Source organism: Massilia mucilaginosa, assembly GCF_011682145.1.
GTDB classification, from domain to species: domain Bacteria; phylum Pseudomonadota; class Gammaproteobacteria; order Burkholderiales; family Burkholderiaceae_D; genus Telluria_A; species Telluria_A mucilaginosa.
In genome coordinates, this window is record NZ_WHJH01000040.1 from 52,575 (window position 1) to 65,448 (window position 12,874).

At 62.8% G+C, this 12,874-nt stretch carries 11 protein-coding genes and 1 tRNA gene; 1 reads left to right on the forward strand and 11 read right to left on the reverse strand.

What is annotated here, in order from left to right; all coding sequences use genetic code 11:
- Position 1: 1 nt before the first annotated feature.
- From epsF to F2P45_RS24630, 7 genes are all read right to left on the reverse strand, one after another.
- Positions 2–1,408: a chain length determinant protein EpsF gene (gene epsF / locus F2P45_RS24600; RefSeq protein WP_166880773.1), complete on the reverse strand. Its 1,407-nt coding sequence runs from the start codon at positions 1,406–1,408 to the stop codon at positions 2–4.
- Between the two features lie 42 nt (positions 1,409–1,450).
- Positions 1,451–2,239, reverse strand: coding sequence for a polysaccharide export protein EpsE (epsE, locus tag F2P45_RS24605; RefSeq protein ID WP_166880775.1), 789 nt, complete (start codon positions 2,237–2,239; stop codon positions 1,451–1,453).
- 51 nt (positions 2,240–2,290) lie between these two features.
- Entirely contained in the window at positions 2,291–3,292 is a 1,002-nt protein-coding gene (locus tag F2P45_RS24610) for an EpsD family peptidyl-prolyl cis-trans isomerase (RefSeq protein ID WP_308613747.1), read from the reverse strand.
- Positions 3,293–3,524: 232 nt separating this feature from the next.
- Complete coding sequence (locus F2P45_RS24615) at positions 3,525–4,907, reverse strand: undecaprenyl-phosphate glucose phosphotransferase (protein WP_166880777.1); 1,383 nt, start codon at positions 4,905–4,907, stop codon at positions 3,525–3,527.
- A gap of 8 nt (positions 4,908–4,915) precedes the next feature.
- Complete coding sequence (gene epsL, locus F2P45_RS24620) at positions 4,916–6,187, reverse strand: XrtB/PEP-CTERM-associated polysaccharide biosynthesis outer membrane protein EpsL (RefSeq protein ID WP_229505273.1); 1,272 nt, start codon at positions 6,185–6,187, stop codon at positions 4,916–4,918.
- Positions 6,188–6,227: 40 nt separating this feature from the next.
- Positions 6,228–6,947: a CAAX prenyl protease-related protein gene (locus tag F2P45_RS24625; RefSeq protein ID WP_223164825.1), complete on the reverse strand. Its 720-nt coding sequence runs from the start codon at positions 6,945–6,947 to the stop codon at positions 6,228–6,230.
- Positions 6,948–6,998: 51 nt separating this feature from the next.
- Positions 6,999–8,894, reverse strand: coding sequence for an ATP-binding cassette domain-containing protein (locus F2P45_RS24630; RefSeq protein WP_166880779.1), 1,896 nt, complete (start codon positions 8,892–8,894; stop codon positions 6,999–7,001).
- 181 nt (positions 8,895–9,075) lie between these two features.
- Here F2P45_RS24630 and F2P45_RS24635 point away from each other — a divergent pair.
- Positions 9,076–9,150, forward strand: a tRNA-Arg gene (locus F2P45_RS24635).
- Positions 9,151–9,309: 159 nt separating this feature from the next.
- Here F2P45_RS24635 and F2P45_RS24640 read toward each other — a convergent pair.
- The 4 genes from F2P45_RS24640 to F2P45_RS24655 all read right to left on the reverse strand — a co-directional run bounded on the left by F2P45_RS24640 (position 9,310) and on the right by F2P45_RS24655 (position 12,552).
- Positions 9,310–9,801 carry a hypothetical protein gene (locus tag F2P45_RS24640; protein WP_166880780.1) on the reverse strand — a complete coding sequence of 164 codons (492 nt, stop codon included), beginning with the start codon at positions 9,799–9,801 and terminating at the stop codon, positions 9,310–9,312.
- 23 nt (positions 9,802–9,824) lie between these two features.
- Positions 9,825–10,007: a hypothetical protein gene (locus F2P45_RS24645; RefSeq protein WP_166880782.1), complete on the reverse strand. Its 183-nt coding sequence runs from the start codon at positions 10,005–10,007 to the stop codon at positions 9,825–9,827.
- Between the two features lie 389 nt (positions 10,008–10,396).
- A complete protein-coding gene (locus tag F2P45_RS24650) occupies positions 10,397–11,332 on the reverse strand; it encodes a CHAD domain-containing protein (RefSeq protein ID WP_166880783.1) in 936 nt (311 codons plus the stop codon).
- Positions 11,333–11,409: 77 nt separating this feature from the next.
- Positions 11,410–12,552, reverse strand: coding sequence for a mechanosensitive ion channel family protein (locus tag F2P45_RS24655; protein WP_229505276.1), 1,143 nt, complete (start codon positions 12,550–12,552; stop codon positions 11,410–11,412).
- Between the last annotated feature and the right edge of the window lie 322 nt (positions 12,553–12,874).

Below are 12,874 nucleotides of genomic sequence, written 5' to 3' on the forward strand. Positions count from 1 at the left end.
GCTAGCCCAGGCGCAGGCGGCGCGGCAGCAGCGAATTGATCGCGCTGTAGCGGCGCTTGGAAGCAGTCCAGTCGATCACGCCAAGCACCGGCATCTGCAGCACTTCGGCCATATCGGCTTCGGAGCGCACGCGGCGGTCGATCATTTCGGTCAGCAGGGCAAAGCCCAGGCCCAGCATCACGCCCAGGAAACCCGAGAGCATGGTGTTGAGCATGACGCGCGGACCGCTGGCGCCCAGCGGCGCGGTGGCCGGATTGAGCACGGCGATGTCGGACTGCTCGGACGCGCCTTCGATGCGGGTCTGCGAAAAGCGCATCGAGGTGGCGTCGAAGGCGCGCTGGGCGCTCTCGACGTCCTTGACCAGCACGCCGAGTTCGTCGCGGCTGCGGTTCAGTTCGAGTACCTTGGCCTTCTGGGCCGCCAGCGCCGCGCGCACCGCGCCTTCGCGCTGCTGCAGGATGGCGGCGTTGTTGCCGACGCTGCTGGACGCCGAGCGCTGCTGGGCAGACAGGTTGGCGTTGATCTTGTCGACTTCGGCCTTGATGCTCAGGTATTGCGGATGGTTCACGCCCAAACGCTGGCCCGCTTCGGCCAGGCGCGATTCGGCCCCGGCCAGCTGCACCTTGAGGTTCTGCACCAGCGGATTGGAGGCCACGTCGGGCGAATCGGCGGCGCGCGCACCCTGCGCCATGCCCTGGCGCGAATTGGCTTCCATGGCCTGGCCCTGGGCCGCGACCAGCTGGGCCGACAGGTCGTTGAGGCGGTTCGATTCGACGTCGAGACGGTTGTCGACGCTGACGATGCCGTTGTCCTGCTGGTACTTGGAGAGGCGGCTCTGGGCCGCTTCGACGTTACCGCGCAGCATTTTGGTCTGTTCGTTGAAGTAGGCTGCGGCCTTTTTCATCGGCTCGACCTTCAGTTCGATGGCCAGCTTCTGGTATTCCTCGGCGAAGGCATTCGCCACAGCCGCCACGAACTGCGGATCGGCGCCCTTGAAATTGATTTCGACCACGCTGCTTTCGCGCGAAGGGACCACGTCGAGCTTGACCAGCAGCAGGCTGGCCAGCCAGTCGCGCACGGTGCCCTTGCCGCCGGTGGCTTTGCGGAACTGCTCGACCACGGTCGGATTTTCCGCCATTTTCAGCTGGTCGACCACCCTGCCGGCCACGTTCTTGCTGCTGATGATGTCGATCTGGGTCGCCATATAGCCCGGCAACAGCTGGCTCGGCATGGCAATCCCGGTCAGCGGATCGACGCCCTTGTAGTTGAGCAGCACGGACGCCGTGGCCTGGTAGGTCTTGGGCATCGACAGGCTGACCATCAGGGTCAGCGTGACGGTGACGAGCAAGGTCGCCAGGATGATGTACTTGCGCGCATACAAAATCAGCAGGAACTGGGATAAATTCATTTAGCAACTCTCAATGTGGTGCGGCGGCCAAGGCCGGGAAAATCAGAACCAGCTTTCCTTGACGAAGACGACATCGTCCACTTGCAGCAGGTCGTCCTGCTTGGCGTCGATCAGGCGGATCTTGCCGTCCGCATCGCGGCGCTTGATCACCAGGCCGCGCTCGGTGCCGCGCATGGACAGGCCGCCGCCGGCCGACAGGGCCTGCACCACGGTCATCGAACGCTCGAGGCGGAACGCGCCCGGACGCTGGACTTCGCCGTAGATATAGAACTTGGGCGCGCGCTCGACGAACAGGACGTCGTTGCCGGACAAAACGTAGTCCTTGTTCAGCTGGCCGTTGCGGACCATCTCGATGACGTCGATCTCTTCGCGCGTGGTCTTGCCGTCGCGCGTGCGGATCAGGCTGAGACGGTCGCCGCCTTCGCTATTGATGCCGCCGGCCATGGCCAGCAAGTCGATCAGGCTGCGCTTGCCTTCGATCGGGTAGCGGCCCGGGCGGTTAACCGCGCCCAGCACCGAGACCTGCTGGCTCTGCACGGCGGTGACGATGACGTTCACTTGCGGCTTCTTGACGAAGTTGCCCGCTTCCAGCATCGAGGCGATCTTCTTTTCCGCGGCGGCGGCCGACAGGCCGGCCACCGGCACCTGGCCGATCAGCGGATAGCTGATGTTGCCGCCTTCGCTGACCCGGGTTTCCAGGGTCAGGTCGGGACTGCCGTAGACGGAGACCTTGAGCACGTCGCCCGGGCCGAGCGGCAGGTCGGCGGCGCTGGCCGCGCCCATCGTCATCACTGCCAGGAAAGCCATCAGGCCATGTACCAGTTTGTTCATATGTATCACCTTCTTATCGGTTTCAGTTGTCGGGACGGCGGCCGGGGCCGCTTACTTCAGGCCGGCGACGCCGCGCGCGGTGGCGGCATCATCGGCCGCCGGCGTGGCGGCCGGCTCGGCCGGGGCCGGAGCGGCAGGGGCCGGGGCCGGGGTCGCTGCGACGGGGGCCGGGGCGGCCGGCGCGGCCGGCGCGGCGGCCAGGGTCGGCGCCTTCAGGTAATCGATCTTGGCGGCGCTGCGCAGGCGCTTGAGCTCGGCATCGGCCGCGTCCTTGGTGCGTTTGTTGAACAGGAATTTTTCGATCTGCGGCGCCGCCACTTCGAGGGTGGCCGGGTTGTCGCGCACGTCAACGATCGAGACCAGCATGCTGCGCTCGCCTTCCTTGACGATGAACAACTGGTTCTTTGGCATGCTTTTCAGCTTGGCCGACATTTCCGGCGCCAGGTCGGAGGTGGTGCGCGACGCCTGGGTGCGCATGAACTTGACCTTGTTGGCGTCGAACCAGACGGCGACGTCGTCCAGCGACTTGGCGTTCTCGGCCACGGTCTTGACTTCCTCGCTCAGGTCGCGGGTCTGGATGACCAGCTGCTTCATGTCGAACTGCTTGCGGTTGGCAAAGAAGTCCGGGTTCTTGCTGTAGTAGTCGTTCACTTCAGCGGGGGTCGGACGGGTCACGGCGCCGACTTTTTTCTGCATGTAGGCCTGGGCGATGATCAGGGCCTTGGCCCGTTCGATCGCCTGCACCACTTTGGGATCGCGGTCGGTCTTGTCTTTGGCCGCTTCGTTCTGCAGCAGCTGGCGGTCGATCAGGGCTTCGACCAGCTTCTTGCTGGCCTCGGTCTGCTGGGCCGGCGGCACGTTGGCCAGCATCAGCTCCTCGCTCAGCTGCAATTCGGTGATCTCTTCTCCGTTGACGCTGACCAGGGCCTGCCCCACTTTGGGCTTGCCGTCTTTGTTGCCGCAGCCGGCCAGTCCGGCGAGCGCAACCATCAGGGCGGCGCACAGCAAACGTTTGTGTGAAGGCGGCGACATGGCCAGGGTGGAGATGTTCAATTTAGTCCTCGAATTTTTGTTATAAAGCTTGATTAATACACAACGACATTGCCGGGATTATTACACATTTCGGCAAATCGATGCGTTTAAATGGTGCCGCCATTGCGCACCGCATCATGCCCTGCGGACTGTGCCGGAGCACGTCCGCAGGCGCTCATTTTAGCGCGTTAACGATGACAGCGAAACAACTTTGCTGCACTGCGGCAGAGGCTTAAGCCTCTCTTAATCCAACTCAGTGCGCGTTCTCGCGGCTGAACACCACTTTCACCGTTTTGACGATGATCCACAGGTCGAGCCAGAGCGACCAGCTGCGCAGGTAGTCGAGATCGTACTGGATCCGCGCTTCCATCTTGTCCAGCGTTTCAGTCTCGCCGCGCATGCCGTTGACCTGGGCCCAGCCGGTGATGCCGGGCTTGACCTTGTGGCGCAGCATGTAGCCCTTGATCAGCTTGCGGTACTGCTCGTTGTGGGCCACCGCGTGCGGACGCGGACCGACGATGCTCATGCGCCCCTGCAGCACATTGAAGAACTGGGGCAGTTCGTCGAGCGAACTCTTGCGCAAAAAGGCGCCGACCCGGGTGATGCGCTGGTCGCCCTTGCGCGCCTGCACCACGGTGTCGCCATTCTCGGTCACGGTCATCGAGCGGAACTTGTAGACAATGATTTCTTCGCCATACAGGCCGTAGCGGCGCTGGCGGAAGATCACCGGTCCGGGCGAGGTGAATTTGACGGCGGCGGCGATGACCAGCATGATCGGCAGCAGCATCAGCTGGATGACCAGGCCGAGCACGATATCGCTGGTGCGCTTGATCATGCTGTTCAGGCCCATGAACGGGGTTTCGCAGATGGCGATCACGGGCATGCCGCCGACGTTGTCGAAACGCGCCTGCATCAGGTCGAACACATAGATATCGGGCAGGAAGTAGACCGAGGCCGTGGTGTCCTGCAGCTCGTCGAGCAGCTTGCGAATGCGCGGCTGGGCCGAAATCGGCTGGCTGATGAAGATCATCTTGATGTTGTGTTCGCGCACATAGGCGGCGATATCGGCCATTTTGCCCAGCATCGGATGGCGCAGGTTGGCCGGATGGCGGTCTTCGGTGCGGTCGTCGAAAAAGCCGTGCATCTGCATGAACAGATTCTTGTGGCGCTCGCAGATGCCGGCGAACTTGAGGCCGACGTCGTTGGCGCCGATCACCACCACCGAACGCATCTCGGTATTGTTGCCGGGACCGACGGAGACGCGCCGCACCGCCAGGTGGCTGACCAGCATCACGATAGGGGTGGCGACGAACCAGGCCAGCACCACCTGATTGTCGTAATAACCCGACAAACCGCTGGCCGAACCGAGGAACAGCAGCACGCACACGGTCAGCACCCAGCCGAACACGGTGTCGCGCACATAGGCGACCATGCGCCCGCTGCGCCAGGTGCGGTAAGGATCGACGTGCTGGTAGACTGCCGAGGACACGAAGAACGCGAGAATCATCAATACCAGCGAATACCCCGTGAACGGCTCATGGAAGTACATCGACGACACATACAGGGTCCCCATGATGATCAGGGGATCGAGCACGCGCTGGAAAAACGAAATTAAGGGGATGTCATTGACCGTCATGGGCACCTTTAGAACTGCGCATTGGCGTTCACCGAAACCGTGTTCGCCTTGAAGCTTCCATTGCCGAGGAACTGCGCGCCGCTGCGCTCCTGGTGGATGAAAGAGGTTGAAAATTGCACTGTTTGCAGGGGCGACCAGGTCGCGCCCACAGTTGCCTGGCGCAGCATGTCGTTCAGGTCGTCCGGCGAATTATTCAGCAGCCGTCCTTCGTAGGAGCGCTGTTCGACGCTCATGTTGGCGTCCACGCGCACCTTGGCGCTGGCGTCCCAGCTGGCGCCGGCGCTGGCGCCGCGGTTCAGGCTGAAGGTATAGAAGTAATTCTCGATGGCCGAAAACTCGCGCCAGGCGGCGGTGTTGAGGCGCAGTTTCTGGCGCGGATTGAAGCTGGCCGTGACGCGCCCGTTAAAACCGCTGACGTCGCGCGGACCCGACTGCGCATTCTTGCGTTTGGCGTAGCCGGCCAGCGCCTGCACCGTGGTGGTCGGGGTGGCGCGCCAGACGACGCGCGCCTTGAGCTCATCCTGCTTGTAATCGTCGTCGCGCACCACCCCGGCGAGGATGCGCTGGTTCAGGTACTTGCCGGAGAGGCGGCGCGCCACCAGGCCGGCGGTGCTGCCGCTGCGCGGCAGATAGTCGAAGCCGGCTTCGGCCGCGTCTTCGGTGCGGTCGTTGTAGCGCTGCGCGCTCAGCTCATAGGTATATTTGTCGCGCGACGCGGCCGCGCGCATGCGCCAGCTCGGGTGCATGCGCCAGGCGGCGTCGGCAAACTGGCGGCGCTGCACGCGCAGATTGCGCTCGCGGCTCTGGAAATCGGTGTACGGCGCCAGGGTCTGGGCGTAAGTCGCGCCGAGGCTGCCTTCGAGATGGTTGGCCAGCTGCCAGTTCCAGGTGCCCTGGAAATCCTTGCCATCGTAGTCGAGCTGCTTGAAGTGCGAAAACGCCACCTTGGACAGCTTGCCCTGGGCCTGGATGCGCTGGCGGCTCCAGGTTTTGTCGAACAAGACCCCGACCACGCTCTGGCGCGCCGAATCGCTGCGCTGGTTGTCGTAGCCGGGCGCCTCGTCGGCCAGGCGGAACAGGTTGTCGTCGTGAAAATAGCCGAGGCCGCCGTAAACATGCAGCGGATCGGACGGCCCGGCCCAGGCCTGGCCGCCGCCGGCGCCCAGGGCGAGGGCCAGCGCCACGGCGCGCGCGACCGTACGCGTTGCGGCGCGCGATGCTGTCGCGGCGCGCAAGGCGACTTGCGCACTGTGCTGAGAGGATGGCAAGGATGAAGGCATTTGTTAGTCTTTGTTCAAGTCGGATCGAATGGGCGAGATATTACCAGTATGTCCAATTTCCTGTTCGCACAATCCACACCCCGAGAAGGCCGTTGGTAACGGCGTGCGCGAGGATCGAGGACCACAGGCTTCGTTGTTTCATGTACAACAGCGAATAGGCGGCACCGGCGACCATCCCGGCCAGCCACAGGTTATGCTCAAATCCAAACAGCACCACCCCGATCACAAAACTTTTGAGGCTTATTTGCGCTGGATCAAGCAATTGGAAGCGATCGGAATCGATCCAGCGCATCAGAAAGGAGCGCCAGAACAGTTCTTCCATGACGGGAACGACCAGGGCGGCCCCGGCGATGCGCACGGCCACCATCAGCCAGTCGATCCGGCCGCCGGTGATGGGATTGAAGCCGTCGGGCGCGCCGATCACCATCCAGCTGGCGTTCAGGCTGACCCACAGCACCAGCACCACCACCCCGGTGACGACGGCGACGGCAGTGGCCGGCATGCCCAGGTCCCAGCGGTGCAATTCGGTGTAGTCGCGCCAGAACCAGGCCAGGGTGGCCAGCACGGCGCCGATCTTGAGCGCGTAGATCCAGCGCAGCGCCTGGAGCTCGATGCCCAGGCGGGCCAGGAGATCGACCGCGATGATGAAGAAGATATAAACCAGGAAAGGCAGGATGCGGACCCATGCCGCGCGGCTGAACATCGGAACGTTGGCAGCGGCAAGCGCCGTCAGGTCGTGTTGTTCATTGCGTTCGGACATGGTTCTTCATCTGCCAGGCGGATTGCCTGCTCCTGTTTTATGCGTTGGTGATCATCCCTTTGAACGGGCTTCGATCAGTTCCCACTTTTCCAGCGCATCGCTCAGAAGCTGATCGATGTCGGCGAAGCGCGCATTGAGGCGCTTGGCGTCGGCTGGGTTGGTCCTGTAAAAGTCCGGTGCATTGAGTTGCTGCGTGATGGCCGATTGCTCGTCCTCCAGGCTGGCTATCAATAATGGCAGCTCATCGAGCTCGCGCTGTTCCTTGTTACTTAATTTTACCTTTTTGGCAACAGGAAGGCTAGGAGTTGTTGTAGGATTTTTAACAGGCGCCTTGGCTGCCGGGGCCGGCGCTTGTGCTTTGACCCGTTCCCAGTCGGTGTAGCCGCCGACGAACTCGCGCCAGTTGCCCTCGCCTTCGGCGACGATCACCTGGGTGACGACATTGTCGAGGAAAGTACGGTCGTGGCTGACCAGGAACACGGTGCCGGTGTAGTCTTCCAACAACTCTTCGAGCAATTCGAGGGTATCGATGTCCAGATCGTTGGTCGGCTCATCGAGCACCAGGCAGTTGGCCGGCTTGGCGAACAGGCGCGCCAGCAGCAGGCGGTTGCGTTCGCCGCCGGAGAGCGACTTGACCGGCGAACGGGCGCGTTCCGGCGCGAACAGGAAATCGTTCAGGTAGGTCATGACGTGCTTGCGCGCGCCGTTGACCTCAACCCAGTCGCTGCCCGGGGCGATGGTTTCCATCAAGTTCGCTTCCTCGTTGAGCTGGGCGCGCATCTGGTCGAAGTACGCGACCTGCAGCTTGGTGCCGAGGCGGACCGAGCCGCTGTCGGCCTGTTCTTCGCCGAGGATCATTTTCAGCAGGGTGGTCTTGCCGGCGCCGTTGGCGCCGATCAGGCCGACCTTGTCGCCGCGCAAGATGGTGCCGCTGAAGTCCTTGACGATGACTTTGTCGCCATACGACTTGTTGACGTTTTCCAGGTCCGCCACGATCTTGCCGGAGCGCTCGCCCGAAGAGACTTCGAGCTTGACCTGGCCTTGCTGGTCGCGGCGGGCGGCGCGCAGCAGGCGCAGCGCTTCCAGGCGGCGCACGCGGCCTTCGTCGCGCACGCGGCGCGCCTTGACGCCCTTGCGGATCCAGACTTCTTCCTGGGCCAGGAACTTGTCGAACTTGGCCGCTTCGACCTCTTCGATTTCGAGCTGTTCGGCCTTGCGCGTCTGGTAGGCGGTGAAATTGCCCGGATAGGACAGCAGCTTGCCGCGGTCGAGTTCGATGATGCGGGTGGCCACGTTATCGAGGAAACTACGATCGTGGGTGATGAACAGGACCGAGCCCTTGAAGTCGCGCAACAGGCTTTCCAGCCACAGGATCGAGCGGAAGTCGAGGTGATTGGTCGGCTCGTCGAGCAGCAGCACGTCGGGCGCGGAGACCAGCGCCACGGCCAGGGCCACGCGCTTTTGCATCCCGCCCGACAAGGTGCCCATCAGCGATTCGCCGGCCAGGCTGAGACGGTCGAGGGTGGTGTCGACCTTGTTCTGCATGCTCCAGCCATCGGTTGCATCGAGCTGCACTTGCAGTTCGTGCATGCGTTCCATCAGCGCATCATCGTCGCCCTGGCCGAACTTGCCGGTCAGTTCTTCGTATTCGGCCAGCATGGCGGCCTGGCCACCCATGCCGGCGGCGACCGCGTCAAACACCGACATGGACGGGTCGAAAGTCGGCTCCTGCTCGACATAGGCGATTTTGATGCCTTGTTGCATGACCAACAAGCCGTCGTCGAGCTTGAATTTGCCCGAGATGGTTTTCAGCAGCGAGGACTTGCCGGTGCCGTTACGCCCGATCAGGCCGACGCGCTCGGTGGTTTCAAGGGAAAATTCCGCGTGATCGAGCAACGCGACGTGGCCGAACGCAAGTTGCGCCGACGAGAGAGATATGACAGCCATAGAGGATGAGTGCGCAGGCCGGAAAACCGGCCGGATGAATGAATGAAGCACGCATTGTACCGACTTGGGACAGCTAGTACCCAATTTGCCGCCATTTAGGGTGCAAACCTCGGCTATAATTGCGGTCGATTCACGACACCGGGCCGGCCAAGGCGGGCGCCGATCGCCGAATCACAGCGTCCTCTCCGTAGCACAATGGATAGTGCACATGCCTCCTAAGCGTGGGATACAAGTTCGATTCTTGTCGGAGGGACCATTGTTTCAGCCTGCCCGCCCCCGCCTGTCTTATCCAGCCTGTCTCAATCGATACTCCCGGAGAACGGTTTGTTCGTCCGTTCAATCATCTGGAGAGCAATTCCTGCACCGACGTCATGCGCAACAGGAGCTGGTCTTCCTTGTTGATGCGCCTGGCGCTCTATTGGCGGCTCCACGATTTCCTCAACAACAGGTCGAACAGGAAAATTTTAGCGTTCGCGCTGGCGCGGACCCTGGCCCAGCTGACGAACATGGCGTTCAAGGTTGACATATATGTCAACACCTCGGTTCTGTTGAAAACGCAGGCGACGTCGTAGTCCGCCGCATGGCGCTCTTCCTGTAGCTTGAGAAACAACGTGGCCAAGGCTTGCAGATCCGGATCAAGCGGAAAAGTCAGCAGAGGCGCCACTTGGGGCGGGAAGCGGGTTGGTGGACCCGCGTAAGAAGCGCAGACAGCTTTCATATCGGCATGAACAAACGCACGCCGGATCCTGATACGTGGTTCCTTGCCGAGCTTCGACCCAATCAGCGCCGCCCCTTCGCTGACCAGCATGTGAAAAGGCGCGTAATAGGCACACGACATCGCCCGACGCAGACTGGCTTGTTTGGGTTTGCCGCGCTCTAAGCTCGCCAAGGCGAACGCCTGTTCCAACAAGTCTGCGTGGAGCGACACTGTCAGTCAGTAACAAGCTTGACATAGGGCCAACTATCGAGCTCCATGGCAAGTAGTTTCTGGGATATGGCGCTGCTCACCTTGCGCAGACGGTTGATCTTGGCATCGCTCGGATCATAATCGTCCTCGAAATGGAGATAGACCCACACGGCAGGCATACCGGTCGAGTCCGGTGAAAATTTCACGGGTCGCGCCGCCAGTCGGACAAAGCGTGAATCCACTTGTCAGAAGATTCTTCAATGTGGGTCGGGAAAAGCTCGCCGAGGCACCCGGATTGCAGCGCCGGAAGACGGCAAAACAAGGCGGGCGATGGCAGTGCGGCGGCATGCGCTGCCTTGCGCTGGCCGCGCCGCTGGTTCATCTCGCAGTCAGGATGGCGCGCCGCCCAGCCGACGTCAATCGCGAAACGGCCCGCTCGCAGATGGATGGGATCAAGGACATGACTGAGGGCAAGCGCTGGCGCAGGACCAGCAACACCAAGTCGCACGCGCTCCACACCTCAATCATCGGTGCCATCTCCGCATTGAGCGTGGAGCGTCATGCCGCCAGCCCGGCAGCGCGCCGCATCGCCCCGTCAATGCGGGGCGCGCAAAGGCACAAAGCGCTTCCACAGCTTGCGCAACTTGCCGCCACCCTGCCCGGCGCGCCCGGCCAGGTAGCCGCGCACGAAGGCGGTGCCAACCTTGAGACCGGCATCGGCCTCGCTTAACTGCGCCAGCAGGCCGCCGGCCACGCTGGCATCGTTCATCAAGCCGAGTTCATCCTGCAAGCCGGCCAGCGCCCTGACGTACGGGCGCACGGTTTTCTGCGGATACAGCGATGCAAAAAATTCGGCGGCGTAGCGGGTTTTCTTGGCGGCGATGCGGACCCGGTGGCGCGCCTCGGGATCGGCATGCTTCAGTTTGCGGCCACGCTTGAGCAGGCGCTGCTGGTCCTTTTCGAGAATGCCTTTGGCAAAGTCGGCGATGCGCATCTTGAGCCGCGCCCGGTCCGCCGGCAACTGCATGGCGCGCCAGCCGCGCTCGTCCAGCCAGCGCTCCAGGTGGCCGACCAGGTCCTGGTAGCGCTCGGATCCTACCGCCTCCGCAGCCACGGCATGCAGCGCGTTGGCCCTGTCGGCGGCGGCCAGTTGCACCGGCACCAGCGGCGCCAGCGCGTCAACGCTGGCGCTGATCGCCGGCAAGGTCGAGCCGGCCAGCACATCCCAGTCGCGCGCCGGTCCCAGTTGCGCCACCAGCCAGTCGAGCTCCTGGCGCAGCGCCACGGGCAGGCTGAGCACGTCATCAAACATGCCGAGCGCCGCGCGCAGGCGGCGCAGGCCGACCCGCATCTGGTGCAGGCTCTCGACATCGTGATACTTGATGACCCCGGTTTCGTTGGCCTCGACCTGGTCCAGGCAATTGCGCATGATCGCCTGAAAGGCTTTCTCGACGTTCATGCGCGGCGCGAGCTTGAGCGCATGCGCTTTCACCGCCTTGGGCGTGGTGGGAAATCTGACTGCGGTATCCATATGGCACGTTCCTCCTTGCAGACATTGTGCGCGGAAACGCCATTCGATGCCATTTCGTTACCGCCGCAAAAGACTATTCAGGACGGCTGCTTGCGCGTCAATACGACGTTGTGCAGCGCCGCCGGCTTGGCGGACGCGGCCGGCCGCGCACTGTCGGGACGCGCCACCCGTTCGATCAGCACATGGCGCGACGCCCCGACCGTGGACACGCCCAGCTCCTCGCAGGCCTCCATGGCGTCGAGCAAAATGGCCTGCTGGATATCCATGTAGCGACCGTAGGAAGGATCGAGCACATGGAACACCACATCGAACTCGAGCGCCTCCTGGGTCACGCTTTTCAAGTGCACGCGGTCGTAGCGCACGCCTTCCTGGCGTTCGATGATCGCGCGCAGCACGGCCGGTACCTGGGCCGCCTGCGCTCTGGTGGTCGACGGATTGGCGCGCAGCGAAAACTGCACGCGCCGGGTCGACATGCGCTTGAAGTTGCGCAAGGTGTTTTTCAGCAGCTCGGCGTTGGCGATCACAATCTGCTCGCCGCTGTCGGAGCGGATGCGGGTGGTCTTCAGACCCACGTGTTCGACATTGCCGGAAAACCCGGCGACGCTGATCGCGTCGCCCACTTCAAACGGCTTGTCAACGGCGATCGACAGCGAGGCGAACAGGTCGCCCAGCACATTTTGCACCGCCAGCGCGACGGCAATCCCGCCGATGCCCAGGCTGGCCACCAGGGTCGAGACATCGATGCCCACGTTCGACAGCACGGCCAGGAAAAACACCACCCACAGCACGGTTTTCAGCACCCAGACCATCAGCGTGTTGGCCACTGTGGCGGGCGCGTCCGGCGCGCTGGCGCGGCTGCGGAAGTAGCGCTGCGCGCCCACGCTGAGCGCACGGTCGAGATACAGGGCCAGCTGCGCGCCAAGGGTAATGAACCACAGGTGGCGCACGCGGTCGGACCATGGCGCCCCGAGCTCGAGCACGGTCAGCCCCAGCAGCAGCGCGGTGATCATCAGCGCCAGCTTGCTGGTGCGCGCCAGGGTGGCCTTGAGCAATTCGGCGGCGGGCCGGTCGGCCCTGCCCTGCTCGCTCAATTTGGCCAGGTGACGGCGGAACAGCACCACGGCGCCGTGCAGGATCACATAGCTGCCCACGGCGACGCCAGCCGCAAGCAGCCAGTTGCCGGGATCGATTCCCGCCAGCGGGGCGGTAAAGGTGCGCATATCCAAATGGGGTCTCCTTACAATGCGATGGTCGGCTGGCGGCAAGCCGACCGAAAGCCGCAGCCTACAAGCTCAGCCAGATTGTTGTCGCACATTTCAGTAAGGAAACCCCAGCACCGGCGCCTCCCTCTGCGTCAGCGCAGTCACGCGTGATCGCACTTCCCGGGGCGCTGCTGGGTCATACCGTTGTTCAACCGTAAGCGCTCCATAAACCCCAGACTTGCTGGCTAATCCGAATTTCCGCATTCTTGCTACTTCGATTTGATACCGGAGCAAGCATGGAAAACACGACCGTTTTTTGGGAGAAGCACGTTGCCGCGAT